Genomic DNA, 24,739 nt, shown 5'->3' with positions numbered 1-24,739 from the left:
TCGGCCGCACGCGCACCCGCCTCCTTGCATGACTCCAGGACACCTGAGTGCTCAGCGTGTCATGCCCCGCGTCAGGTGTCCGCGAGGAGGGCGGCCGAGTCCTACCAGGTTTCGACGGCGAAGCTGACACCCGCCGTGTCGGTCCGCAGGCTCAGCTTCACGTCGTTGCGGGTGAGGTTCACGTCGACGGAGCCGATCGCGGACGCGAGCTGGACGTCCTCGATGTCGCGCCACATGTGTCCGTCGTGGATGGCGACGCGGACCGAGCCGGTCGCCGGGGCGTCGGTGATCTGGTCCATGCCGAGGTGCAGCCTGCGGTTGTAGGCGTTCCACGCGGTGCCGTGCGGCAGCAGCACGACGGTGGGCTGGCCGCCCGGGTCGACGTGGCCGGTGATCCATTGGGGCATGTCGGTCTCCTCGGGCGGTGAGGGCTGGAACGAGAGTGTCCAGTCGCGCAGTTCGGCCGTGCCGGCCAGGGGGCAGTAGTCGCGGTCGAGGTCGCCGGACTCGCCGTACTGGTGGAACATCCAGGGCGCCTGGATGCCGGGGTCACCGGCGGCGCGGCCGGCGGTGGCGATCCACAGGAAGTCGGCGTAGTAGCCGTCCTGGTCGACGTTGCGCCAGTAGTCGAGGTTGGCGTACATCCCGACGGGGTTGTGCGGCAGGCGGCTCTTGGTGTGCCGCAACCAGACGTCCTTGTAGGCGCGTTGGGTGGATTTGGGTACGCCCGAGTTGGCCGGGTCGTATCCCTCCCAGTCGAGGATGACGACGTCGCCCGGCTGCCAGTCGACCTGGGCGATGAAGTAGTCGGCCTCGGCCTGGGGGCTGTTGCCCATGTTGGGGTAGTGGTAGCCGCCCCACACCAGCCCGTCGGCCTTGGCGTGGTCGCGCTGGGCGGCCCAGCGCGGATTGATGTACGAGAGTCCTTCGGTGACCTTGACGAAGGCGAAGGACAGGCCGCTCGTATTCGGTGTCGATGACTGGTACGAAGCCCAGTCCTGCCCGTAGATCCCCATCAGACGCCTTCCGCGAGCGGGCCGGAACCACCTCTTCCTCTCTGTTGCTTGCCCGCGTTGGGGCGGCCCGACTCCCACGGCGGCGTGTCGCGGAGGTGGCTTTCTCGTGACCTGCGCACAGGGCCGCCGACGCGCGGTCGGCGGCCCTGTGTCCAGCGGCGTTACGGGTGTTACCGGATGGTGGTGGTGCGGTTCCTGCGGCGGTGCACGGTGAGGGCGATGCCCGCGCCGCCCATCGCGAGCGCCGCGGCGGTGATGCCGGCCGGCAGGAGGGCCGCGGACGAGCCGGACTCGGCGAGGGATTCACCGGCGTTCTGGGTCGTCGGGTGGTTGCCGGAGCCGCCGGTGGTGGCGGCCGGGCCGGAGCCGCCCGCGGGCGGCGCGGGGTGCTCGGGGATGGCCTTGACGGACTTCACCGAGCCGTCCGCGTTGAGCAGGACCTGCTTGCCGTTGGGGTGCTTGAAGTCGAAGGCCGCGGTCAGCGGGTTGGCGCGGGCGTCGAACGAGGCGTCGCCGAGCCGTCCGGTGCCCCAGTTGTCCTCGATGAAGCGGGTGATGGAGGCCTGCTCGGTCCGGGTGTGGTCGACCGAGTTGACCTTGCTGTAGGGCGAGATGACGAGGAGCGGCTGGCGGGTGCCGGGGCCGCACCGGTCGGAGTAGCCGCCGGCCGCGGCGGGGCCCGCCTGGCAGGCCGGACTGTCCGCGGCCTTGCCGCTGGAGCCGGGCTTCGTGTCCTTCGAGCCGTTCTGCGGCTTGGCGTACGCGTGGTCGTACCAGCCGTCGGAGTCGTCGTAGGCGATGACGACCGCGGTGTCCTTCCACTGCGGCGACTGCTGGATCCTGTTGATCTGGTCGACGACGAAGTGCTGCTCGTCGATGGGGTCGGAGTACGAGGCGTGGCCGTCCTGGAACTGGGCCGCCTTCAGGAAGCTCACCGAGGGCAGGCTGCCCGCCGTGAGCGCGGCGTCGAAGTCGGTGAGGTCGTAGTTGTGGTTGGCCTGCCCGCTGTGGCCGATCTCCGCGACGTTCCGCGGCGGCAGGTGGTGCGGGTTGGCGGTCGACGCGTAGTACTGGAAGGGGGCGTGGTGGGGGCTGTAGTCCACCGCCGCCGCGCCGCCCACGTTGGTGTGGGTGGTGCCCGAGCACTTCGCGTACGTGCCCTGCTCGCCGTTCCAGGGGGTGCTGGGCCTGAAGCCGCCCTGGAACCAGCCCCAGGAGACCTTGCGCCGGTTGAGCAGGTCGCCGATGTTGCGGCCCTGCATGGCGCCGAGGGCGTCCTTGCTGGTGTGGTCCTTGCCGGAGCAGTCGTCGTAGGCCGGGTCCGGGTCGTTGGTGAGGGTGCCGACCCCGTGGGCGTCGGGTGAGGTGACCGCGTACGGATCGGGCGTCCTGGTCTGCCGGGGGTGCTCGGTGCCCGAGGCGGGGTCGACGGAGATGATCCCGTGGGTCTGCGCGGAGACGAGGTTGACCGCACCCGGTGTGGAGGGGCCGTAGGTGGTGCTGAAGGAGTTGTCGCCGAGCGAGTAGTGCTGGGCGTAGTTCCACATCGCGGTGACGGTGTTGCCGTCGTAGTAGTCCATGACCAGGCCGGGCTCGCCGAACAGGTTGCCGGAGCACTTGCCGGAGTCGGTGTTCTGCACGTACTGGTCGGCCCTGCCGCCGTTGGCGGCGTACTGCTCGGGCCCGTAGCTGTGGTTCTGGTCGCAGGTCAGGGCCTGTTCGGGGGTGAGCCGCTTGGGCAGGTACTGGTTGGGGTTCTCCGTCAGGAGCCCGGCGTTGCGCAGGGTGTTGATGTCCTTCGGCGTGTGCTTGTCCGCCGTGAACGGCGTGCCGTCGGTGTTGGCGGCCACCGGGTAGGCGCCGAAGTAGTGGTCGAAGGACACGTTCTCCTGGAAGATCACCACCAGGTGCTTGACGGGTGTGGCCGTCTGCCCGGGATGGCCCGCCGCGTCCGCGACGGCCGGGCCCGTGCCGCTCAGCAGGCCGAGCGCCGCCGCTCCGGCGAAGGCTCCCCAGCGTCTTGCCCTGCGCCCGCTGCCCACCGCGCTGCCTTTGGTTCCCATGCTCCCCGTGCCTCCACTGCCGGCCGGCGTGCGGCCGCCGTCGTGATGTCGTTGACAGAACACGATGCTTCGCGCGCACCACTACACCGCGCTTGCCCCACCGTGTCCTCCGGGTGAACAGCCCCCCAGGAAGACCAGGCCAAAACTTGACCCTCCGTTGGCGGTGCGCCGGAGCGGCCGGATCTCAGCCGAGCAGCGCCCGGCCGAACCAGTCGGCGCGGTCCCGCACCCCCGGCAGCGCGAAGAAGTAGCCGCCGCCGAACGGCTTGATGTAGTCCACCAGCGGCTCACCCGCGAGCCGCTTCTGGACGGTCTCGAACTGCCGGGCCAGGTCCTGCTGGTAGCAGCAGAAGATCAGCCCCATGTCGAGGTCCCCGTTGCTGTCCGTCCCGTGGTCGTAGTTGTAGCCGCGCCGCAGGAACCGCTGGTTCTCGCTCTGCCGGCCGGAGCGCGGATTGGCGAGCCGGATGTGGCTGTCGAGCGGGATGACGTCCCCCTTGGGGTCCTCCGCGAACTTCGGCGCGTCGAACTCGGCGGAGCCGTCGAGCGGTGCGCCGGTGTCGCGGCTGCGCCCGAACATCCGTTCCTGTTCGGTGATCGAGACCCGGTCCCAGAACTCCACCATCATCCGGATGAGGCGCACCACCTGATAGCTGCCGCCCGCCGTCCACGCGGGCTCCGCTCCCCTGGCGTCCACCCACACCAGCCGGTCCATCGCGGCGCGGTCGGCGGTGTCCGGGTTGGCGGTGCCGTCCTTGAACCCCATGTGGTTACGGGGCGTTCCGCTCGGGCGCGGCGGACTGGTGAAGCCGTCCGTGCGCCAGCGCACCTGCATCGCGCCGCGGGTGTGGCGGGCGATGTCGCGCAGGGCGTGCAGCACGACGTCCGGGCTGTCGGCGCACAGCTGGAGGCTCAGATCGCCGTGGCACCAGGCCGCGTCGAGGTCGTCGTCGGGGAAGGCCGGCATCGCGGTGAGCCGGGCCGGTCTGCGGCTCTTCAGGCCGAACCGGTCGTCGAACAGGGAGGCTCCGACGCCCGCGGTGACGCTCACCCCGCCGGTGGGCCCCTGGGGTCCGAGCACGCCCGAGTCGCTGGGCGGCGCGGTGATGCCGACGGGGGCGGGTGTGCCTCCGGTGGCCAGGAAGCGGGCCCGGTCGGTGAGCGTACGCAGCAGCTCGGCGAGCTCCCCCCGGTCCGCCGCCGTCACGTCGAACGACACCAACGCCGTTGCCCGCTGCGGTGGTTGGAGGATGGCGGCCTGGTGCGTGCCGTGGAAGTCCACGCGCGCGGCGGCCTTGTCCGTCGCTTCGGCGGGGGCCGGGCGGGGGATCGCACCGGACAGCGCGGCGCCCGTGACGGCGGTTCCCACTCCGGCGGCCGCGCCCCGCAGGAAGCCCCGCCGCCGTACCTCGCTCATGCCGTCCTCCGCGCGTCGCAGATCGTCGCCACGGGGGCGAGGAGTTCCAGCGTCTGCCCGATGTCGCTGTTGAGCCGTTGCCTGTCCTGGTGGCCGAGGCGGTCGAGCGGTGTCCACGTGCCGTCGCTCCCGAACCCGTCCAGGGTGCGCTGCGTGCGGTCGAGCCGGCTGTCCAGGCGCGGCAGGTCCGGGTAGCGGGTGGTGAGCAACGGGCGCAGCAGGGTGAGCAGTTCGCGGGTGCCGTCGAGGTTGGCACGGGCGGTCGCCAGGCTGGTGCCGCTGCCGTAGTCGGTGCGGCCGGTCAGCTCCGACTGCGCGGTGACCTCCATGATCTCGTGGGCGCGCAGGCCCAGTTGCGCGGGGTCGAGCCGTTGTTGCGGCCAGCTGTCGCGCAGGGCGTGGACCGCCTGCGCGAGCCGGTCGGCGGGGCCCCGCAACGACGCAGCCGACTCGCCGTGCCACAGGCCGTACTCGACGCGGTGGAAGCCCGCGAAGTCCTTGGCGGACCCGGCGTCGGCGGGGGCGGGGCCCGCGCCGTCGATGGCGGTGCCGGCGTCGCCGAACGCGTCGTAGGCGGCGCCCATCCGTTCGTACACGAGGTGTGCGGGAAGCCAGGCGGCACGCGCCCCGTCGAGGTCGCCGTCGTCCACGGCGCGCTTCAACTCATCGGTGCGGTCGGCGAGTTCGGCGGTCTTCGTCGTGATCCAGCGCTGGTAGGCGAGGGCGACCGGGATGAGGTCGTGCTGGGTCAGCGGGACCGCGGCGGGGCCACCGCCGGTGGGCGCCCCCGCGATCTTCACGGTGGGTCCGGTGACGGCGTCGGCGTCGTCCGGCAGGCACTTGAAGGCGTAGGAGCCGCCGCCGAGGACGACCCGCATCTCGCGGGTGGTGCCGGGCGCGAGGCCCTCGATCTCCCCGTAGACGGCGCCGGTCGACGGGTCGGTGAGGTCGACCTCCGCGGCGGTCGTGGAGGTGTTGCTCAGGGCGAAGACCTGGGGGCCCGCCGGCGCGCCGCTCCACCCCTTGCCGCAGGAGGCGGGCGACACCTCGACCGGTGTCGGGCCCTTGGCGGCCGTGCCCTTCGCGTCCGAGCGGCCATTGCCGCCGAAGGAGCCGAGGGCCCAGGCGCCCCCGCTCACCACGACGGCCACCGCGGCCACCAGGGCGGCCGCGCGCCGGGCCGACGGGCGCGGCCGGCGGGCCGGCGGGCCGGACCGCTCGTCGGGCGCGGCCGGGTCCCGGTCCGGCGCCGGGCCGGGGTCGCTCATCACGGCGCTCCGTTCGTGTCGGTGGGAGGACGACGCCGCTCATGCTAGGCACCGGGCGGGAGCCGAACGCGCATCCGGGTGGCCGCGCGTCCGGAATTACCTCCGCGTTCACCGACACGTCACCGGTTCGGGCTCCGGGCGGTGGAGGTTACGCCTCGCCGCCGACCCGGATCACGATCTTGCCGTGGGCGTGACCCGTCTGGCTGAGTTCGAACGCATCCGCCAGGCGGTCCAGGGGGAACGTCTCGGCGACCGGGACCTTGAGCTGTCCCGCGTCCGCGAGGCCGGCGAGCGTGTCGAGGCCGGGCCCGTCGGGGCGCACCCACATCCACTGGCCGCCGGCCTCCATGACCGACGGGTCGGCGATCGAGGCGTGGCGGCCGCCGTCGCGCAGGACGGCCCGGGTGGTGTCGAGGACCCCGCCCACGTAGTCGACGACGACGTCGACCCCGTCGGGGGCCAGCGCCCGGATGCGCTCGGCGGCGCCGTCTCCGTAGGTCACGGGCTCGGCGCCGAGTTCGCGCAGCCGGTCGTGGTTGCGCTCGGACGCCGTGCCGATGACCCGGGCACCCAGAGCCCGTGCGATCTGTACGCCGAACGTGCCGACGCCGCCGGCGGCGCCGTGCACCAGGACGGTGTCGCCCTTGCCGGTGCCGAGCCGGGTGAGGGTCTGCTGGGCGGTGAGCCCCGCCAGCGGAACACCGGCGGACTCCTCCCAGCTCAGGGACTGCGGGCGGTGGGCGAGGGCCCGCACGGGGACGGTCACGAACTCGGCGAAGGTGCCGCCGTGGACGTAGTCCTTGCGGGCGTAGGCGTAGACCTCCTCGCCCTCCTTCCACTCCGGGGTGTCGATGCCGACGCGCTCCACGACACCGGCGACGTCCCAGCCGGGGACGACCGGGAAGACGGTGTCCATCATGCCGTCGAGGCCGCCGGACATGATCTTCCAGTCGACGGGGTTGACGGCCGCGCAGCGCACCCGTACGAGCACCTCGCCGGGGCCCACCTTGGGCAGGGGCTGTTCGGTGAGGCTGAGCACGGTGTTGTCCCCGTACCCGGTGTACGTCATGGCCTTCATGGTGCTCTTCTCGGTGCTTGCGGAGCTGGTGGGCATCGCGTGCTCTCTCCCGATGTCGAGGGGGCGGGGAGGCCCACCGTGCGGCGGACCTCCCTGGTCCCTACGATTCTGGTGCGCCCCGCGCGGGACCGCCCCCCGGACGGCGGGACCGGCCGGGGAATGTGACCGGCGGCTCAGCCGGCGTAGACGTCCTCCACGTACCGGCCCTCGGCGGTCAGCCGGGCCAGCCAGCCCTCCGCCTCGGCCGGCGTGGCCCCGGTGCGCCGCGCGTACATCTCGTGGAAGGCGGCGCGCACGCCCGGCGCCATGCGGTGGCCGTCGCCGCACACGTACACGCGCGCGCCGGCCTCCAGGAGCGGCCAGAGCTCGTCGGCCTCGGCGGCGATACGGTGCTGTACGAAGCGGCCGGCGCCGTCGGCGGGGGCGCTGAAGGCGGGGCGCAGCGAGAGCGCTCCGGCCTGCTCGGCAGCGCGCAGTTCGTCGGCGTGGAGGAAGTCGGAATCGGGCGCGTCGCAGCCGAAGTACAGGAAGGCCGGGGCGACTTGAGGCTCCGTCAGGCGGTCGGCGACGGCGCCTCGGAAGGGAGCGAGGCCCGTGCCGGCGGCGATCATGATGACGGGTTCGGGCGCGCCGGGTGCGATACGGAACGCCTCGCGGCAGGGCTGTACGCGGGCGAGCACGGTGTCGCCGGGCCGCAGGGAGTGCAGATGAGCGGAGCCGGTGCCGCCGGGGTTGAGCGCGACCATGAGGTCCGCGTGGCGCGGGTCGCGGGCGGGCGAGGACGACACGGAGTACTGGCGGGGGCGCAGCGGCGGCAGCAGCTCCAGGATGGTGGGCCAGTCGAGGGCTCCGCGCAGCGCGGGATGGTCCTCGATGAGCTCCAGGAGGGGACGCGGGTCGTCGGCCGGGAGCTGTTCGAGGGCGGCCCGCTCGGGCGGGCAGGGGTTGTGGGCGGCGAGCAGCGCGACCTGCGGGGCGCTCGGCCGTCCGCCCAACTCGACGTAGTGGGTGAGGAGTTCGCCCACCGACAGGGGGCGGTCGACGGGGAACGCGGCCGGGGCCGGGCCGCGGGCGTGGAGGGTCACCACGGTGTCGGGGTCGACGCCGAGGGCGGCGGCGGCCCGGGTGGCGACGGCGGGCGGGTTCGCTGGCAGCACCGCGAGGTGGTCGGCGGTGCGGTAGCCGACACCGTCGGGCAGGGCCAGGCGCAGGAAGCGCTTGGGGCGCGGATGGCCGGGCGCCGTCAGGTCGCGGGCCTCGGTGACGGTCATCTCCATCAGGCCGTGCCGTGCGGCGAGCGCCTGACGGGGCCCGCCGGTGATCTCGGTGACGGTGTACGCGGCCTCGACGGGCTCGGCGGTGGCGCCGCCGCTGTCGGGGTCCCCGTACCGTTCGAGCAGCGCCACGCGCAGGGCGAGCGCGAACTCCCGTACCGTGCCCATGAGTTCACCGGAGGCGTCGGCTTCGGCACGGGGCAGCAGCCGTTCGCCGCCGAGGGCCGCGAGGCGTTCGTCGATGAGGGTGGGGACGCGCTGGTAGGTGGCGGCCCAGTTGCGGTCGCCGACGCCGAGCACCGCGTAGGGCACGGCGTCGGCCGCGCCCGGCTCCGCGTCCTCGGCCCACCGGACGAACCGGGCCGCGTCGTCGGTCGGCTGTCCGTTGTAGGAGGCTGCGACGATGACGACGGGCCGGTCCCGGGGCAGCGCGCCCGCATGGGCGTCGAGCGGCGCGATCTCGGTGGTGAGGCCGAGGGCGGCGGCCTCGGCGGCGAGGCGCTCGGCGAACTCGCGGCAGGTGCCGTAGTTGGTGCCGTGCAGGAGCAGCAGGCCGGTGCCCCTGCGGACCCGGGAGGGCAGGCCGGCCGACGGCTCGGCGGTTCCGGGCGTCGCGGGGTGGCCCGTGCCGGGCAGCGCGGCCCGGTTGAGGGCGCGGTCGGCGGGGGTGCGCGGAAGCAGCGACAGGGTGAATCCGTCGGGCTTGAGGGTGAGGGTCTCCTTGATGCGCAGCCGGTAGTCGGCCGAGTCCACGAAGCGGTAGCGGTGGGCGAGCAGCGCGAGCAGCATCGTCGCCTCGTGGAGCGCGAACTGCCGTCCGATGCAGGCCCGTTCGCCGGTCCCGAACGGCTTGTAGGCGTGCGGGGAGCGGGCCGCCTCCGCCTCGGGGGTGAAGCGCGCCGGGTCGAACAGCTCCGGGTTGTCGCCCCACACCGGGTCGCGGTGCAGCATCGGGGTGAGCACGGTGACCTGGTCGCCGGCGCGCAGCGCGAGGCGCCCGCCGAGCACGGTGTCCGCGCGGGCCTGCCGGGTGAAGGCTGCGGCCGTGGGCCACAGCCGCAGCGTCTCGCTCAGCACCTGGCGCGTGAAGCGCAGCTTCCCGATGTCCTCGAAGGCGGGGTCGGGGTCGGTGGCGTCGCCCCACAGTGCGTCGGCCTCGCGCTGGACCAGCCGCAGCGCGGTCGGGTCCTTGAGCAGGTGGTGGAGGGCGAAGGAGAGGGTGCCCGAGGTGGTCTCGTGGCCGGCGATGAGGAAGGTGATGACCTGGTTGCGGATGTTGGCCGCGTCCAGGGTGGTGCCGTCCGCCGGGTGGGCCGCGCCCAGCATCAGGCCGAGCAGGTCGTCGGCGGAGGTGTCGCCGCTCTCGGTGCGGGCGGCGATGACCTCGTCGACCACGGAGGCGAGGTAGGCGGAGTCCCGCGCGAACTCCTCGTCCTGCTCGCGGTGGTCGGCGTCCGGGGAGCGGCCGAGCCGGCGCATGCTCCACTCCAGACAGCGCACCATGGCCTCGACGAAGGGGTGCGGGGTGGACCGTCCGAACGAGTCGAAGTCGAAGTCGAACCCGGCGAGACCGATGGTGTCGAGGGTCATCCGCGTCATGTCGTCGGCGAAGTCGACCGCGGTGCCGAGCGCCGCGTGCCGGTCCCAGCTCTCCATCACGCGGCGTGCGACGCGCAGCATCGCCGGGTGGTAGGTGCGCATCGAGCCGAGCGCGAAGGCCGGCATGAGGATGTCGTGCGCCTTGGACCAGTTCGGCTCGTCGTTGTAGGCGGTGAACAGGCCGTCGCCGGCGAACTCGCGCACGAAGTCCAGGGTCTTCGAGATGCCCTTGGAGAAGCGGTCCTCGTCGGCGAGTTCGGTGACCAGGTCGAGCGAGCCGGCGAAGAGATGCTGGTGCTCGCCCAGACGCCGCCGGAACAGGGGCCCGTGGTCCCGGGCCAGCTCCATGGTCTGCTGGATGGGCGTCTCGGTGAGGCCCTCGGCCGTGATGTCCACGAGGGGGACGGCCGCGTCGTCGGCGGGGCGGGCTGCTGCGGGGATCAGGATCGTGTCCGTCATGGATCAAGCCTCACCCGCCCGGTGTGCCGCTCCCGGGCCGTGGACTGCATGATTGTGCAGTGGTTTCTCGCGTCCGGCACTTGCGGACGGGCCTGGAGAGGGGCGGTGGCACACGGCATGGCCGACGAGCGGACGGCGACGGCGCGCGGCCCGGCCGACGAGCAGGCGGCGACGGCCCGCGACTCGACCGACGAGCAGGCGGTGGTCGAGGACATGAGCACGTGGCGCAACCACTTCCTGACCCTGCTGGACCGCATCCCCATGCCGATCGCCGTGTGCCGGATCGACGGTGGGGTGCACGTCGCCAACCCCGCGATGGCCGCCGAGTGGGGCACCGTACCCGGCCGGCTAGCGGGGCGTTCGCTGCGCGAGCTGTTCACGCCCCGCTCCGAGGAGCAGATCGAGCGGCTGGTGCGGGCGTTGCGTACGGGACGCACGTCCCGCTACCCCATCGAGGTGAGCTGGCGCTCGGCCCCCGACGGTGTGGAGCGCCACGGCGAGTTCACCATCGACCCCATCATGGGCGCCCCCGGCCCCCTGCCCGTGCTCCTCGCCATGCTGTACGTCCGCCACGAGCGCCCGGCGCCGCCGCCCTCGCCGCGCGGTTCGGTGACCGAGGCGCAGGCCCGCATCCTGTCCCTGGCGGCGTCGGGCGCGACCACGGCCGCCATCGGCAAGGCGCTGGGCCTGACCGTGGACGGCGTCAACTACCACCTGACCCGGCTCTCCCAGCGCTGGCGCGTGCAGGGGCGTACGGCCCTGGTCGCGAAGGCGTACGCGCTGGGCGTCCTCGCCCCCGGCCGCTGGCCGCCGGTCCCGGCCGACGGTGTCACCTCGCCCTGAGCCCGCCCGCGGCGCCGTGAGACGGGCGGTGCTCCAGCCAACTCGGCGCTCTTAGAGCCCTCTTACAACTCTCCGTTATCACTGCGCCATGCACACGATCACGCGGAACCCTCCCGCCGCGCGCCCGGCCCGCCGCCGCGCCCGGCGCGTTCTTCTCGCCCTTGCCGTCGCCACCGCCCTCGCCGCAGGCCTCACCCCGGCCGCCTCCGCCGGGACCACCGCTTCCGCCGGGGTGCGGATCCACGACGGCCGGGTGGATCTGCCGATCGGCGGCGGCACGGCCACCATCGACCCCGCCACGCTGGGGATCGTCGCGCGCACCGGCGACGGCCGCGCCCTGACGGTGTCGGGCCCGGCGGCCGGCTCCCCCGGCCGGCCCGAAGGCGTCTCCCGGTCGCAGCGGGGCGCCCAGTGGTCCTACCCGGGACGGGGGCTGCACGTCGAGGCGCACGGCGAGCGCGGGCGGCTGCTCGTCTCGGTCACCTCCGACCGGGACGGCACCCTGTCCTGGCCGGTCACGGGGGCCGATCCGGCCGCCGTCTCCCTCCAACTCCCCCGCGGCGAAGGCCTTTCGCTCCCGGTCGGCGACCCCTTCTGGAACTCCGACCGCGCCCGGCTCGCAGGCTCCACCGAGGACATGGCCTCCCAGCTCACCCTTCCCGTGTGGGGCTACACGCTCCGCGGCGGCCGGGGCGTCAGCTACCTCACCCCCACCGACATCGGTACGTCCCTGGCGTACGCCTCACCGGACGGCCGCCTGCACACCACGGCCGAGCACGCCTTCTCGCAGGCCGGGGCGACCGGCGACTACACCGTGGCGTTCAGCCTCACCGACGGCTCGGCGGTCGCGCCCGCCACCGACTACAGGCACTGGCTCTCCGAGCACGGCGCGCTCGGCAGCCTCGCCGAGAAGATCCGCGAGAACCCGGAGACGGGCAGGCTCCTCGGCGCGTTCCACGCCTACGCCTGGGGCGGCGCCCGTCGGGCCCCCGCCATCGAACACCTCACGGCCCTCGGCGTGTCCCGGCTCTGGCTCGGTTACGACGCCGACGAGGCCCCCATGGGGAGCGAGGACGTCGCGGCGGCGCGGCGGGCCGGCTATCTGGTCGGGCCCTACGACTCGTTCGCCAACGGACGCGCGAAGGGCCCGGACACCCCGCCGAACTCGGTGTGGCCCGACGGTGTCTATCCGTCGTTCTGTGTGCGCCGGGCCGACGGCACGCCACAGCCCGGCTTCCGCAACCAGGGCTGCTACCTCAGCTCGCAGGCCTTCGAGCAGGCCGAGCCGCAGCGGCACTACCTCGCGGACCGCACGCGCGCCCTGGTGGCGAACGGCGCGAACAGCTACTTCCTGGACGTGGACGCCGCGGGTGAGCTGTTCCGGGACCACGATGCCGCCCACCCGATGACGATGGCGCAGGACCGGGCCAACCGGCTCGCGCGGATGCGCCGCCTCACCGACGGAACGTACGGCCCGACCGCTGGTCGGCGCGTCCCGCTGGTGCTCGGTTCGGAGGCGGCCGGCTCCTGGGCCCAGCAGGTCCTCGCCTTCGACCACGGTTCGGGCACCGTCGTCGACGGGCGGCTCTGGCCGATGGAGACCGGCCACTTCGACACCGCGGCGGACCGGCCCAAGGACGACACCGCGTGGGGCGGATACACCCCGGCGGCGGCCCCCGACACGTTCTTCAAGCCGGTCCGGGTGGACGACTTCAAGCCCGAACACCGGGCCGAGGCGGCCGACGCCCTCAAGGCGATGTACGACCCGGCCTACCGCGTGCCGCTGTACGAGACCGCCCTGCACGGCTCGCTGGTCAACGTGGAGCGCTGGGAGCTGCCCTTCGGCAAGCTGCCCGACGAGAAGACGAACCGGGCGCTCCTTGCGATGCTCTACAACACTCCGCTGAACTTCGTCCTCAGCGACCAGGACCCGCGCCATGCGCAGAACGAGCATGAACTCGCCGTGCTCCAGCAGTACTTCGCCCCGCTCCACCAGGCGGCGGGAACACGGGAGTTGACGTCGTTCGCCTGGCTGACGCCCGACCGCGCGGTCCAGCGGACCGTCTTCGGCGACGGCACGCTGACCGTCACGGCCAACTTCGGCACCACCGCGCACGCCGGGCTGCCCGGCGGCTGCGTCGACGCCACCCTCAAGGGCGGCGCCGCACGTCGGCTGTGCCCGGCGCAGGTCGTCTCCTAGGCCCCGCCCCGTCCGGGCCGCCGAGGTGACGGCACCCACGATCGACTCGCCCGGCGGCGGCTCAGCGACGCGCGTACCGGTTCTCGAAGTCGCGCCAGTCCGCCTCCAGATTCCACTGGAGCGACGCCTTGGGGCTGGCCGCGAGGAACGTGCGGCAGGAGCGGCTCGGGGCGCGGTGGGCGTCGGGGGTGTCCTGGGTGCACGGCTCGGCGTACGTGTCGTACCGGTCCTGCTCCCTCCACAGGCCGCGCCCCTCCACGAAGGCGTGGTCCAGCGAGGCGCGGGCCAGGGTCCGCAGCTGCGCCACGCTCAACTCCTGGTCGGTGACGGCCTGTTGGAAGGCGCTGATCAGGTCGGTGCGGCTGACGCCCGGGTCGTCGGTGGCGAGGGCGACCGGGACGCCGCGGTCGAGGTAGGTGTGCAGCGGGTGCCTGTCGCCGCTGACGCGGAGGATCTGCGCGTTGCTGATGAGGGGGGCCTCGACGAGGACGTGCCGGCGGCGCATCAGGGCGGTCAGTGCGTCGGGGTCCCGCTCATGGGCGAGGTCCACCCCGTGCCCGATGCGGTCGGCCCCGGCCACGCGGACGGCCTCGTTGATGTGGAAGCTCAGGTCGCGGTCTGCGACCCCCTTGAGTCCTTCGGTGAGTTCGCCCGCGTGGAGACTGACCCGCACCTGCGGGGAGCGGGACTTGAGGAAGCCGGCCATCTTCATGTGCAGGGTGTAGTCCCGCAGCGCGACGGGCGCGTCCTCCGGCTGCACCATGTTCACGCCGACGAACCCGCCGAGGTGGCGGCGCGCGAGCTCGAAGCCGAGGATCTGCTGGGCGAAGACGTAGCGGGGGTCCTGGGCGCGGAGCACCTGGTAGTCGAAGCGGATGGCGACCGCGCAGGCCCGGGGCGCGGTCCGGGCCTCGCATCCGAGGAGCTCGCGGTGGTCGCGGACGGCGCGGTCGGTGTCGTCCGCGGCCTGGCGTACGAGCGCCTGGAAGCGTGGGTCGGCGGTCAGCGTGGAGCGGAACGCGGCGAGCGTGCCGTCGTCGGGGTCCTTGAGGTGCATGCCGTCGACGAGCCGGCCGAGGGGGCCGGCCTGCGGGGTGACGAGCGTCTCCAGGTAGCCGCTGTGCTCGTTCGCCGCGGCGCGGGACACTTCGGCGAGCATGTCCGCGTCGTGGCCGGTCGCGGCCTCCTGGAACTTGCCGAACGCGTCGAAGAAGTGGTCGTGTCCGGGCTGCGGATCGCCGTCGGGCGGCAGCACGAATCCCGCCATCGACCAGGCCCGGACCACATCGCGCCGGAACGGCCCGGACGGCACGGCGTCCCGCGCCGGGCGTTGACCGGCGGCGCAGGGCAGGGGTCCGGGGGTGACGACGTAGGTCGTCGTGGAGATGCACTTCCCGTCGTGGGCGGCGTACCCGATCAGCGACTCGGCCCGTACCGCGCCGCCCAGATGGTGGTGGAGGTCGCCGCCCTTGGGCATCTCCGCGAGGAAGCGCCGCAGCTCGTCCGGAGAGTCGGTGACGCGCTCCAAGTAGGCCTGTACTCGCCCCTGTTGACCGTCCCGCAAACTCTGCTCCGCCGGGGCGGCGGCTGCGGGCAGTACCTGCGCGGCGACCCCGAGGGCCGTCAGAGCCGCCACCGCCGGCCACCGGCCTCCGTACCACGTGCGCATGGCCGGTCCCTCTCCTCGTTCGCTCGTCGTCATGTCCACGCAGCATCACACCATGGGCGGCGCCGGGAGCACGTGTTCCCCCGCCGGGTTCGGCCACAGCCGGGCGCGCCGCGGTGGGCACGCCGCCCGGTACGACGGGGGATGCCGACGCACCCGGATGAACCAGGTCCGCGGGGACCGGCTCAGTAGGGTGGGCCCGATCCCGGCAGAAGGATGTCCGCATGGCACAGGTGCGCGTGCTCGCGCTCGATTTCGTCGGCACCCTGGCCGGGCACGGGCCGGCCCCGGACGGCCGGCTGGTCGCGGACGTGCTGCGCACCCTGCCGGGCTCGGTGGTTCCGGACGCTTTCGCCGGCCGGTTCGACGGCGTCACCCGCCGCTTCCGCCTGACCGACCAGGCGCGCGGGGTACGCACTCCCTTCACCGCACGGTTGCGCCGAGCGGCCCACGACTGCGGCGCCGTCGTCCCCGACCTGCGGCTCGCGGTGGAGGCGGTGTTCATGGCGGTGCCCGACGCCCGGGTCGATCCCCGGGCCGCGCAGGCGCTGCGCACACTGGCTGCGGGCGGTCTGTCCTGCGTCCTCGCCTCCAACACCGACCGCCCCCACTCCGTGCGCCTGCGGACGCTGCGGACGGCCGGGATCGCCGACTGCTTCGACGCACTCGTGCTCTCCAGCACGCTGGGCCTGCGCAAGCCGGATCCCCGCTTCTACGCCGCCGTGACCCGGGCGGCGGGCTGTCCTCCCGAGGACATCCTGTTCGTCGGGGACAACCCGGAGAACGACGCGACCGCCCCGCATGCCTTCGGCATGTCGGCCGTGCTCATTACCGCGCTGCCGCGCCCGGCGGCCCTGCCCGCGGCCATCGCCACGCTCCGGCACGTGGGCGACCTGGTCACTCACCTCAACCGGCTGCGACGACAGGTGGGCTGAGGGCGATCCTGCGCGGATGACGGACGGGTTCACGCGGGCTTTCCCGATGTCCCGGCGCGCCGCGCCATCCGTATCGGCTCACTCCCCGATGTCCTCATTCCACAGGGCCCGGTGTGTGGCGATGAATTCGGTCATCATGGCCACGCATTCCTGATCGTCGAGCACCACGATGTCGACCCCGAGTCCGGCCAGCCAGTCCTGGCCTCCCCGGAATGTCGTGTCCTCCCCGACGATGACGCGCGAGATGCCGAACTGCCGTACCAGTCCGCTGCAATACCAGCACGGGGACAGGGTGGTCACCATGGTCGTGCCCCGATAGGAGCGCTGTCGTCCCGCGGCGCGGAAGGCGGCGGTTTCCGCGTGGAGGGAAGGATCGTTCTGCTGTACCCGCAGATTGTGTCCGCGTCCCAGCAGCGTGCCGTCCGCGCCGTAGAGCGCGGCGCCGATCGGGATGCCTCCCTCCCCGAGGCCTGTCCGGGCCTCTTCGAGGGCCGTCGCGAGCCATTGCCCGGCCGTCGTCGCTGCTACAGCTTCCATGCGCTGCCTCCCTGGCGTGGCGGATGTCCGGACGTCCCCGTCAGCCCGATGCCCTGACCCGCTCGTGACGCAGCAGCACGACGCCGTTCCCGAACGTGCGGGTCTCGACGAGGCGCAGCTCGCGGGGGCCGCCGGCCGATGCCGGGGCCGGGTCGTCGGGCCTGAACAGGGGTCTGCCCGTGCCGAGCATGACCGGGTGGACATAGAGGCGGTACTCGTCGATGAGGTCGTGACGCCGGAAGGTCGCCGCGAGGTCCGCCCCGCCCAACGCGAGGTCACCGCCGGGCAGCGCCTTGAACGCCTCGATCTCTTCCGCCACGACCTCGCGTTTGATGACGGTGTTCCATTCGGTCGCGTCACTCGCGCGGAGAGTCCGGGAGAACACGATTTTCGGCATCTCCCGCCAGATGCGGGCGAATTCGGCGACGGGCGCGGAGGCCGACGGGTCGGCGTCGGCCGTGGGCCAGAATCCCGCCATGAGTTCGTGCGTGATCCGGCCTTCCATGAAGGCGCCCATGGTGCGGAGTTCGTCGTTGAAGTGCTGGTGCAGTTCATCGTCGACCCGGTGCCAGTCGATCTGCCGTTCGGGTCCCTCGAAACAGCCGTCGAGCGAGACCGACAGGGAAAGGATGATCTTTCGCTTCGCCGTCACGCGCGAAAGGATACGCCGCCCGGTGCCGGCATTCGCTCAAGCGCTAGTCCCGCTTGGCGTACTTGAGGTCCTTTCCGTGATTGAGCTGCTCGATCAGCTTGAAGGCGGCGAGGGCGAGCGGCTTCAGTTTCTCCGCCGGCACCATGTCCTTCATGCGGCGCAGCTCCGCCACCATCAGCTGGATCTCGTCCTTCTTCACGGTGACGCTGTTGTCCTGGTCGCCGAGCGCGCCGAGCGACTTGTGGACGGCCTGCGCGCCGGGCTCGTCGTCGACCATGTCCCGCTGTTCGGAGGTCAGGTTCTCCGCGTTCTTGAGCAGGTCGTGGCCGAGGGCCACCGTCCGCAGCCACTTCGAGCGGGTCAGCGCGATCGTGGTCTGCGTGCGGTCGTTCGCCAGGCCGCGCTCGACCGACGCTCCGAACAGCGGCCTGTTCCCCTCCCGGCCGACGGCGCTCAGGACCAGGTCGGCGAATTGGTCCGGATGCTCGCGGAAGTGCTCCTGCACGGGGCGCGGCAGCAGACCGAAGTTGTGGGCGAAGTCGGTGCGGGCCATGAGGCCGCCCGCGATCGACTTGGCGTTGGCGCCCGCCTGCAGTTCCTCGCCCGCGAGCACATACGCGCCGAGATGCATCACCAGACCCGTCAGACTGCCGATGTCGCCCTTCGACAGGGAGAGCCCCTCGGGAGGCGACGCACTGAACTCCCCCACGGCGCGCTCCGCGCCCGTCTTGGCCACGGGGAGGGTGCCGAGGCCGCCGCCGAAGAGGTCGCTGCGGGCCTGCGTGCGCCGCTGGGGGGCATGGGTGAGCTTGTCGTGCATGGAGTTCAGCACACCGCCCAGGGACTTCGACTTGGGCTTCTCCCCCTTGCCGGCGTTGTCGGACAGATAGCCGATCATGTCCGGCAGCCGGTCGAGGCGCATCCCCGCGGTGGTCTGCGGGGCGAATTCGAGCGGCCCGCGGAAGGGGTAGATCCGCAGATGGGGTTCGGGGGTGCCGCCGCCCGCGGTGACGTCCTCCGAGGGGATGAAGGAGTCCTTCTGACGTCCGTTGAGGTAGCCGGTCATGCGGGTGATGCTGTCCAGTACGGAGCCGACCTCGCCCACGGTGTTCAACGGGTCGGTGACCCACTCCAGGTTGGAGCCGCCCGAGGGGCTGGCGTCCGCGGTCAGGTCGTACTTGGTGCCCCGGACCACGACGCCGTCGGGCCCGCGCCCCTTGCCGAGGTTCTCACCCAGCAGGGGCGCCTCGGGAATCTGGCTGGAGATCATCAGGCTCATCTCGCTGGCGGCCCGCTGGGCGCCGCCCCGCCTGAACTCGGTCTGTTCGAGGCGGCGTTCACCGGCAGCGTTGAGGAACTCCCCGTCGAACCAGCGCGCCCTGAGGGCCTCGGGGGACTCCGCCTTCTCCTCCTCGGTCAGCTGATTCGCCTGGGGCCTGAGCACCATCTCCATCAGCTTGGCGTCGAGCAACTGGTCGCGCTCGGTGATCCGTTGCTCATGGATCGCGGTGTCGGCGGCGGGATCGGCGACGCGTCGGACGTTCCACTGCGCCTCGAACTCGAAACCCACGGCACGCTGCACGACGGCGGAGTCCGCCGGGTGCGCGTGTGACGGCCCGTCACATGCACGCTGTACGGCGTCGGACGCCGGCGCGGATCCCGGTTCCGCGTCGGGCACGGGCCCGGAGAGCGCCCGGGTGGCATTCGCCTCGGCCGCCCGCTCGAAGGCGTCCGAAGGGTCCGACATGCTCAGTCCCTCACCTGTGTCGGTCCCCGCCACAGGGCCTTGGCGCTGCTGGATGACGTGGGTGAGTTCATGCGCGAGGGTATGGCGGTCGGCACCACCCCGGCCCACCACGACATGGTTTCCTGAGGTGTAGGCGCGGGCGCCGATCTCGGCAGCCGAGCGCTGCGCGGTCACGTCGTTGTGCACCCGGACGTCGCCGAAGTCGGCGCCGAGCCTGCTCTCCATGTCGGCGCGCACGTCCGAGTCCAGCGGCCGGCCGGATCCGCGCAGCACGTCGTGGACGGAGGAGCGCTGCACGGTCTCGGGCCGCTGGGCGAACAGCCCGGCCACCGCGGCGTTGCCGGCGGACCGTTGCAGGGCGAGCACGTGCGCCGGGGTGAACCCCGCTCCCGCCATGCCCCGCACGGCCGTTGGCGCCTCGCCCCGCTCAGCAGTCCGCGGCGCGGGCCCGCCGGGCGTGACGGATCGGCCCTGCTGGCTGTCGTGGGCGTGCACGTGAACCCCTTCGGTGGTGGGACGCGAAGTCCGGCTGTACGTGCATATCACCGTGGGGCACGCCGGTGAAGGTACGGAAGGGCAGCAGGAGGTGCACGGCCGGGGCAGCGACGCCGGGACGAGGGAGAGCCCCTCGCACCGAGGCGCCCCGCCGACCTCGGCGCGATCAGCGGTGGTTGACGTCCGACGGTGGGGCGACCGGCGCGGTGAGCGCCGCCTCCTCGACGGTGGCGGCCGGCCGGATCAGCGCGCCGAGGCCGCCGGCGGCGAGGACCCGCAGATGCCACGGCCGTACGCACACCACGCCCAGCCGGCCGCCGTGCTCACGGATCCTGCGGTGCGCCCGGCAGAGCAGCGTGAGGACGGCGCAGTCGAAGAACTCCACGGGCCGCAGGTCCACGACGACCCGGGCGCCGGGCGTCCGGGTGGCCGCGTCGAGGTGCAGCCGCACGTCGGGGGCGGTGGCCAGGTCCACGGTGCCGTACACCTCCACCACCGTGACCCCGCGCACCAGATGCGTACGGGCATGGCGGCACCGCTCCGGCAGCAGCCCCGGCGGAAGGGGCACGGGAGCCGGGACGGATGGCCGAGCGGTGGTTCCCATGGGCAGCTCCCGGTCCAGCAAAGGCCCCCGGGGGTACGGGGGTTACGGCAATCGGGCAGTCACCGTGGTCGGGTGACGCACTAGCACCCTAGGAACAGGCGCGTATGCAGAAACGTGCAGCCTTGAGATTGTTCACCCCGCCGGGTGAACGAAAGTTGCGCCACCCCCGCCCGGCCACTGCTCCGCCGCCCGGTTTCCCGTTGCCGCGGCGCGGACGGCCGGTGCAAGCTGTGCCCATGTCCGATCGGGGAAGCCACGACGTCACGCGGCGCACGTACGACACCGTCGCCGAGACCTACGCGGCACGTCTGCGGGACGAGCTCGGCGGCAAACCCCTGGACCGGGCGCTGCTCACGAGCCTCGTCGAGCGCAGGGAGCCCGGCACCGTGGTCGCCGACCTCGGCTGTGGTCCGGGACATGTCGCCGGCTGGCTCGCCGCCCGGGGCGTGCGGACTGTCGGCGTCGATCTGTCGAGTGCCATGGTGGCCGTCGGGCGGCGCGAGTTCCCCGGGGTGGAGTTCCGCGAGGGCGACCTGCTGGCGCTGCCCGCCGCCGACGGCGAGTTCGGGGCGGCCGTCGCACTCTACTCGGTCATCCACCTGGCGCCGGCGGAGCTGACCCGCGCCTTCGACGAGGCACACCGGGCGCTGCGGCCGGCCGGGCTGCTCCTCGTGTCGTTCCATGTCGGTTCGGAGGTCCGCCACCTCGACGACTGGTGGGGACACGAGGTGGACGTCGACTTCCGGTTCCTGGAGACCGCCCGGGTGGCGGCGGCTCTGGAGGAGGCGGGGTTCGCGGTGGAGATGCGGATGGAGCGCACGCACTGCGCCGACGAGGCGGCGACCCTGCGCGGCTATCTGCTGGCGCGCCGGGACTGAGCCGGCGCCGTCGGGCCGGATGCCCGCCCCGCAGGGAGGACATCCGGCCTTCGCGCGGCTTCGGCGTGCCGTCTCAGTAGGCGCCGAAGACGTTGTCGATCGAGCCGTACGTCTTGGCGGCGTAGTTGCACGCCGCGGTGATGTTGGCGACCGGGTCGTACAGGTCCGTGGACGTACCCGCCACGTGGAAGGCGGTGAACGTGGGCTGGATCACCTGGAGGAGGCCCTTGGAGGGGGTGCCCGCCACCGCGTTGGAGTCCCAGTTGTTGATCGCCATCGGGTTGCCCGAGGACTCGCGCATGATGTTGCGGTAGATCCCGTCGTAGGTGCCCGGTATGCCGTTCTGTCCCATGATGTCCAGCGACTGTCGGATCCAGCCGTCCAGGTTGTTCGCGTACGAGGTCGTGCTGGCGGTGGTGAGGCTGGTCTGACGTGCGGAGCGGTCGGCCCGGTCCAGCGAGGCGTCGCGCGCCGTCGTGGTGGCGGCCGGCGCCGGGGCCTTGCCGCCGAGGGTGAGCCTCATGCCCGGGTGGATCATGGCGGGCTTGCCGCCGATGACGCTCTGGTTGTCCTGGTAGAGCTGCTTCCAGCCACCGCTCACATGGAAAGCGTCGGCGATCTTGGAGAGCGAGTCTCCCGAGACGACGTCGTAGCTCAGGGGGGACGCCTTCACGGCCGTGGCCGGCTTGGCGGCCGCGGAGACGCTCGCCACGGTGGCGGTGTGGACCGACGCGGGCGCCGCGGCGGCCGTGGTCGCTCCGATCACCGGCATGGCGAGTACAGCGCCGCCCGCACCGGCGGCGGCGAGCCCCCGGCTGAGCGAGTTGGACTTGGGGCGGCGGTGCTTGCCCTTTGCAGGCATGGTGTTGTCCTCTCCGTCGCCTGCGAGGTGAGCTGTCGGGTTCGGACGGGAGATGTCCGGTCGCGGTGCACGCGACTTCACCCCAGCCGTTCCGGAATCCGGATCGGCGGCTTACCTGGGTCCCCCGCTCCTGCCATACGTGTGTGGGAGGTACCGGACGGTGGCAGGATTCGGCGTTCCATCCGGATTGGAGGTGAACGTAGACGAATGGGCCGAGGAGAAACAAGGCCAGAATTCATTGAGGGCGATCCGGGATATTGATCCACTGAAATGCGCGGCCGCGAACACCACCGCCGGAGCCGTCAACTCGCTTTGCAGTGAACCCGAATGAGACCGAGGCGTTTCCTGACAGCCCGTTGGGTGAGTGACCCAATTCACTCGGACATCCGGGAACCGAACGCCCCACCGGCAAAAGCGGCGAGGCTTGCCCATTAGCCCCAATTGGGACATTCTCCGGGGCGCACCCCCCAATCCCATAGCATTCCATTTCGGACACTAGGGACTTTTATGTTCGGTGAGTCATTCAAACCGAACTGGAAAATGCGACCTGCGCCACACCGCCCCCGCGGCAATCGTGCGCTCAGGACGCCTGCCCACGGCCGTGACGAAGGCCCCGCCGACGCCCTGCCGACGCCCCGTGGGCGACGCCAGGATCACGCCCGGGGCGCGCCCGCCGCCGATCCACGGAGCCGACTCCGCCCCCCGGGCCACTGGACCCGCACCACCACCCCGGCGCTCCATGCGCGGCTTTCCGTACGGCGGACTCGTCCTGGCTCCACATCAGATCCCCTGAGAACATGGGGGAATTCAGCGCCGCAGGGCCACCGGCGGCGGGACGCACCGGACAACTCACGCCCCGACCAAGGAAGAACATGAACGACATCGATGAATTCAAGAGCATTTCGCCGACCACGCTCGCCGATCTTCTGGGGCGCGGGCAGGTCATGGATATCGGAATTCGGCCCCTGTGGTCCCCGATTCCGCGGGTGGCCGGTCCCGCATTCACGGTTCGGTGTCCCCCGGGTGACAACCTCATGCTGCACGCCGCCATCTACCGTGCCGAGCCTGGCTCGGTCGTCGTCGTCGAATCGGGCGACCTCGACTACGCGCTGGCCGGCGGGAACGTGTGCGCCGTCGCCCAACGCCGGGGCATCGCCGCGTTCGTGGCGGACGGAGTCGTTCGCGACCTCGCCGAGGTACGCGAGTTGGGCTTCCCCGTCTTCGCCCGGGGCGTCATCCCCGTCCCGGGGACCAAGAAGGCCGTCGAGCCGCTCAACGTGCCGGTGCGCTGCGGCGGAGTGCGGGTGAACGCGGGCGATGTGGTGGTGGCCGACGAGGAGGGCGTCGTCGTCACGCCGCGCGCCCGCCGGCAGGAGGTCCTCGTCGGCGCACGGCGCAAGCCGGCACAGGAGGCGGACGAGTCGCTGGACGCGTGGGAGGAGGCCCATCGTGGCCGCATCGACAGGATCCTTGAGCAGGGCGGCTTCGCAGGCTGAGAGGGCGGGGGCGAGAGGGCCGAGGGAGCGAGAGGGGGCAGAGGGCCGAGGAGCCTCGGAAGGGCGGCGGCCCAATTTGCCTGTCCGCACCACGGGTTGACGTGACGGCCCCCTCAGGGGCCGCCCCCGTCGGGTCAGACCGTCCCCACCTCGCGGACCAGTTCGAGGCCGAGCACACGGTCCAGATAGGAGAACGTCTCGAACTTGGCGCCCTCGGGCACCTCGGGCGCCGTCTCCAGGTCCCCCAGGAGGCGCAGGACGGCGGCGGTGTCCAGGCGGCTCTCCAGGGCGGTACGGGCCGTGGCCTTCAGGTCGGCGGGGATCGGCTTCGACGGGTGCGCCGCCCCGTGGGCCACCGCGCGGCGCCACCGGCTGAGGGTGCCCGCCGCTTCGTCGATCCCGTCGGCCGTGGCCACGACGGGTTCCTCGTAGGGGTGACCGAGCAGGAGCATGCGTACCGCGAGGGGATCGAGGCCGTCGAGCGGAGGCAGTTCGGCTTCGCCGACGCGCAGGCACGCGGTGGTCGCCCGCTCGTACGTGCCGCTGGTGAGATGGACGCCGGGCGGGCCGCCGAGGCTTTCGGCGATCGACTCCGGGTCGCCCTCCGCGTCGGCGGGCCGCAGCCCGGTGGTGGCGGCCGAGTAGGCCGGGCCGGTCCATCCCAGGAGCACGGCCCGGCCGCGGAGTTCGACGACGCGGGCGAGCACGTCCGCGATCAGCAGCACCCGCAGCCCGGTCCCCGCGTCACCATCGGCGGGGGCGTGGGCGCAGACGCGCAGGGGGCCAGGTCCGGCGAGTTCATCGACGATTCGCAGCACGTCGCCGAGCCTAGGGGGTGCGGGGCGCTCCGAACACCGTGCGCGCCCCGCTTCAGGCGAGGAGCGGCTTCAGCGCGCCGCCCCGGAGCCGGGTGACGAGCGGTGCCCCGTACCGGCGCGCGGACCACGACACCACGAACGCCACCACCCCTCCGACCACGAGGGCGACCAGCACGTCGTGCGGATAGTGCGCTCCGACGTACACGCGTGAGGCGCCCATCAGGAGTGCGGCCAGGGTGGCGACGGCGCCCAGGCGGCGGTCGACGAAGAACAGCGCGACGGCCGCCGCGGCCACGACCGTGGTGTGGTTGCTGGGGAAGGCGTAGTCGTCCAGCGGCGGGCACTTCTCGATGAGGAAGTCGTGCGGGAGGGCACGGCAGGGGCGCGGCTCCATGAACACCGACTTGACCGCGTCGTTCACCCCGTACGCGAGCACCATCGCGACCGGCGCGGCCAGGGCCGCCGCCATCACCGAGGCGTCCTTGCGCCGGGCGATCCACCAGCCGAGCAGCATGAACACGGCGAACAGGGCGACACCGTAACTGGTGTAGGCCGACACCGGGCCGTTCAGCCAGTGCGTGTGCCGGGCGAAATCGGTGATGTCGCCGTACAGGCCACCGTCGATGGACGACCCGTCCAGGGCCATCGTCGTGGGGGTGGGAGTCGTCATGGGGTGCGGTTCTCCGGGGTTCGAGGGGCACGGCGCGCCCGGCCGGAAACGAGGCAGGTCGGGGAGGCGTCCTGCACATGACGGTCCGGCGGTCGGAAGATGAATGTCTACAGGCTCGTAGACGCTACAGGGTCGGGATCGGTTGCGTGCGAGGGCCCTCCG

At 72.4% G+C, this 24,739-nt stretch carries 19 protein-coding genes and 1 riboswitch; of the genes, 5 read left to right on the top strand and 14 right to left on the bottom strand.

Annotated elements, in window-relative coordinates; translation table 11 throughout:
* Window positions 1-101: 101 nt before the first annotated feature.
* The 6 genes from OOJ98_RS13400 to OOJ98_RS13375 all read right to left on the bottom strand — a co-directional run bounded on the left by OOJ98_RS13400 (window position 102) and on the right by OOJ98_RS13375 (window position 10,174).
* A complete protein-coding gene (locus OOJ98_RS13400; protein WP_267054881.1) occupies window positions 102-1,016 on the bottom strand; it encodes a glycoside hydrolase family 25 protein in 915 nt (304 codons plus the stop codon).
* Between the two features lie 170 nt (window positions 1,017-1,186).
* The gene (locus OOJ98_RS13395) at window positions 1,187-3,079 is read right to left on the bottom strand and encodes a phospholipase C (RefSeq protein ID WP_267054880.1); all 1,893 of its coding nucleotides are present in this window, start codon (window positions 3,077-3,079) and stop codon (window positions 1,187-1,189) included.
* Between the two features lie 184 nt (window positions 3,080-3,263).
* Entirely contained in the window at window positions 3,264-4,496 is a 1,233-nt protein-coding gene (efeB, locus tag OOJ98_RS13390; protein ID WP_267054879.1) for an iron uptake transporter deferrochelatase/peroxidase subunit, read from the bottom strand.
* Window positions 4,493-5,764 (bottom strand): EfeM/EfeO family lipoprotein, encoded by a 1,272-nt coding sequence (locus tag OOJ98_RS13385; protein ID WP_267054878.1) that lies wholly within the window; start codon window positions 5,762-5,764, stop codon window positions 4,493-4,495. The genes efeB and OOJ98_RS13385 overlap by 4 nt, the downstream gene beginning before the upstream one ends.
* Before the next feature lie 148 nt (window positions 5,765-5,912).
* Window positions 5,913-6,842, bottom strand: coding sequence for an NADP-dependent oxidoreductase (locus OOJ98_RS13380; protein WP_267055630.1), 930 nt, complete (start codon window positions 6,840-6,842; stop codon window positions 5,913-5,915).
* A 173-nt stretch (window positions 6,843-7,015) separates the two neighbouring features.
* Window positions 7,016-10,174 (bottom strand): cytochrome P450, encoded by a 3,159-nt coding sequence (locus tag OOJ98_RS13375; RefSeq protein WP_267054877.1) that lies wholly within the window; start codon window positions 10,172-10,174, stop codon window positions 7,016-7,018.
* A gap of 105 nt (window positions 10,175-10,279) precedes the next feature.
* Between OOJ98_RS13375 and OOJ98_RS13370 the strand changes: the two genes are divergently transcribed.
* Entirely contained in the window at window positions 10,280-11,017 is a 738-nt protein-coding gene (locus OOJ98_RS13370) for a PAS domain-containing protein (protein WP_323177892.1), read from the top strand.
* Between the two features lie 88 nt (window positions 11,018-11,105).
* The gene (locus tag OOJ98_RS13365; protein ID WP_267054876.1) at window positions 11,106-13,217 is read left to right on the top strand and encodes a glycoside hydrolase; all 2,112 of its coding nucleotides are present in this window, start codon (window positions 11,106-11,108) and stop codon (window positions 13,215-13,217) included.
* Between the two features lie 61 nt (window positions 13,218-13,278).
* Here the strand turns inward: OOJ98_RS13365 and OOJ98_RS13360 are convergent, their stop codons facing one another.
* Window positions 13,279-14,886 (bottom strand): adenosine deaminase, encoded by a 1,608-nt coding sequence (locus OOJ98_RS13360; RefSeq protein ID WP_267054875.1) that lies wholly within the window; start codon window positions 14,884-14,886, stop codon window positions 13,279-13,281.
* A 221-nt stretch (window positions 14,887-15,107) separates the two neighbouring features.
* On the opposite strand from OOJ98_RS13360, the gene OOJ98_RS13355 reads away from it, so the two are divergent.
* Window positions 15,108-15,818 carry an HAD family hydrolase gene (locus OOJ98_RS13355; RefSeq protein WP_267054874.1) on the top strand — a complete coding sequence of 237 codons (711 nt, stop codon included), beginning with the start codon at window positions 15,108-15,110 and terminating at the stop codon, window positions 15,816-15,818.
* A gap of 78 nt (window positions 15,819-15,896) precedes the next feature.
* Here the strand turns inward: OOJ98_RS13355 and OOJ98_RS13350 are convergent, their stop codons facing one another.
* The 4 genes from OOJ98_RS13350 to OOJ98_RS13335 form a co-directional block, all read right to left on the bottom strand.
* A complete protein-coding gene (locus OOJ98_RS13350) occupies window positions 15,897-16,355 on the bottom strand; it encodes a nucleoside deaminase (protein ID WP_267054873.1) in 459 nt (152 codons plus the stop codon).
* Between the two features lie 40 nt (window positions 16,356-16,395).
* The gene (locus OOJ98_RS13345; protein ID WP_267054872.1) at window positions 16,396-17,007 is read right to left on the bottom strand and encodes a dihydrofolate reductase family protein; all 612 of its coding nucleotides are present in this window, start codon (window positions 17,005-17,007) and stop codon (window positions 16,396-16,398) included.
* 43 nt (window positions 17,008-17,050) lie between these two features.
* Window positions 17,051-19,150, bottom strand: a complete 2,100-nt coding sequence (locus tag OOJ98_RS13340) for a DUF4157 domain-containing protein (protein ID WP_267054871.1) — start codon at window positions 19,148-19,150, stop codon at window positions 17,051-17,053.
* Window positions 19,151-19,415: 265 nt separating this feature from the next.
* Window positions 19,416-19,853 carry an anti-sigma factor antagonist gene (locus OOJ98_RS13335; RefSeq protein ID WP_267054870.1) on the bottom strand — a complete coding sequence of 146 codons (438 nt, stop codon included), beginning with the start codon at window positions 19,851-19,853 and terminating at the stop codon, window positions 19,416-19,418.
* Between the two features lie 236 nt (window positions 19,854-20,089).
* On the opposite strand from OOJ98_RS13335, the gene OOJ98_RS13330 reads away from it, so the two are divergent.
* Window positions 20,090-20,731: a class I SAM-dependent methyltransferase gene (locus OOJ98_RS13330; protein WP_267054869.1), complete on the top strand. Its 642-nt coding sequence runs from the start codon at window positions 20,090-20,092 to the stop codon at window positions 20,729-20,731.
* Between the two features lie 73 nt (window positions 20,732-20,804).
* On the opposite strand, the gene OOJ98_RS13325 is transcribed toward OOJ98_RS13330, so the two are convergent.
* Window positions 20,805-21,593, bottom strand: coding sequence for a LysM peptidoglycan-binding domain-containing protein (locus OOJ98_RS13325; protein WP_267054868.1), 789 nt, complete (start codon window positions 21,591-21,593; stop codon window positions 20,805-20,807).
* A gap of 2 nt (window positions 21,594-21,595) precedes the next feature.
* Window positions 21,596-21,779, bottom strand: a riboswitch (cyclic di-AMP (ydaO/yuaA leader).
* Between the two features lie 686 nt (window positions 21,780-22,465).
* Between OOJ98_RS13325 and OOJ98_RS13320 the strand changes: the two genes are divergently transcribed.
* On the top strand, window positions 22,466-23,089 hold the full coding sequence (locus tag OOJ98_RS13320; protein ID WP_267054867.1) for an RraA family protein: 624 nt from the start codon (window positions 22,466-22,468) through the stop codon (window positions 23,087-23,089).
* Between the two features lie 134 nt (window positions 23,090-23,223).
* Here OOJ98_RS13320 and OOJ98_RS13315 read toward each other — a convergent pair whose 3' ends face one another.
* Both OOJ98_RS13315 and OOJ98_RS13310 read right to left on the bottom strand, forming a co-directional pair.
* A complete protein-coding gene (locus OOJ98_RS13315) occupies window positions 23,224-23,907 on the bottom strand; it encodes a hypothetical protein (protein ID WP_267054866.1) in 684 nt (227 codons plus the stop codon).
* Between the two features lie 52 nt (window positions 23,908-23,959).
* Entirely contained in the window at window positions 23,960-24,577 is a 618-nt protein-coding gene (locus tag OOJ98_RS13310) for a phosphatase PAP2 family protein (protein ID WP_267054865.1), read from the bottom strand.
* Window positions 24,578-24,739: the final 162 nt, after the last annotated feature.

The sequence above is a fragment of the Streptomyces sp. NBC_00083 genome, assembly GCF_026343295.1.
In the GTDB taxonomy this organism is placed as follows: Bacteria; Actinomycetota; Actinomycetes; order Streptomycetales; family Streptomycetaceae; genus Streptomyces.
The sequence above is the reverse complement of the archived record's forward strand: the minus strand, read 5'-3'. Positions and strand labels throughout refer to the sequence as shown.

Coding starts and splice junctions, on each gene's coding strand:
- OOJ98_RS13400 (WP_267054881.1), bottom strand. CDS start 1,016: ATGGGGATCTACGGGCAGGACTGGGCTTCGTACCAGTCATCGACACCG.
- OOJ98_RS13395 (WP_267054880.1), bottom strand. CDS start 3,079: ATGGGAACCAAAGGCAGCGCGGTGGGCAGCGGGCGCAGGGCAAGACGC.
- efeB (WP_267054879.1), bottom strand. CDS start 4,496: ATGAGCGAGGTACGGCGGCGGGGCTTCCTGCGGGGCGCGGCCGCCGGA.
- OOJ98_RS13385 (WP_267054878.1), bottom strand. CDS start 5,764: ATGAGCGACCCCGGCCCGGCGCCGGACCGGGACCCGGCCGCGCCCGAC.
- OOJ98_RS13380 (WP_267055630.1), bottom strand. CDS start 6,842: ATGAAGGCCATGACGTACACCGGGTACGGGGACAACACCGTGCTCAGC.
- OOJ98_RS13375 (WP_267054877.1), bottom strand. CDS start 10,174: ATGACGGACACGATCCTGATCCCCGCAGCAGCCCGCCCCGCCGACGAC.
- OOJ98_RS13365 (WP_267054876.1), top strand. CDS start 11,106: ATGCACACGATCACGCGGAACCCTCCCGCCGCGCGCCCGGCCCGCCGC.
- OOJ98_RS13360 (WP_267054875.1), bottom strand. CDS start 14,886: ATGCGCACGTGGTACGGAGGCCGGTGGCCGGCGGTGGCGGCTCTGACG.
- OOJ98_RS13355 (WP_267054874.1), top strand. CDS start 15,108: ATGGCACAGGTGCGCGTGCTCGCGCTCGATTTCGTCGGCACCCTGGCC.
- OOJ98_RS13350 (WP_267054873.1), bottom strand. CDS start 16,355: ATGGAAGCTGTAGCAGCGACGACGGCCGGGCAATGGCTCGCGACGGCC.
- OOJ98_RS13340 (WP_267054871.1), bottom strand. CDS start 19,150: ATGGCGGGAGCGGGGTTCACCCCGGCGCACGTGCTCGCCCTGCAACGG.
- OOJ98_RS13335 (WP_267054870.1), bottom strand. CDS start 19,853: ATGGGAACCACCGCTCGGCCATCCGTCCCGGCTCCCGTGCCCCTTCCG.
- OOJ98_RS13330 (WP_267054869.1), top strand. CDS start 20,090: ATGTCCGATCGGGGAAGCCACGACGTCACGCGGCGCACGTACGACACC.
- OOJ98_RS13325 (WP_267054868.1), bottom strand. CDS start 21,593: ATGCCTGCAAAGGGCAAGCACCGCCGCCCCAAGTCCAACTCGCTCAGC.
- OOJ98_RS13320 (WP_267054867.1), top strand. CDS start 22,466: ATGAACGACATCGATGAATTCAAGAGCATTTCGCCGACCACGCTCGCC.
- OOJ98_RS13310 (WP_267054865.1), bottom strand. CDS start 24,577: ATGACGACTCCCACCCCCACGACGATGGCCCTGGACGGGTCGTCCATC.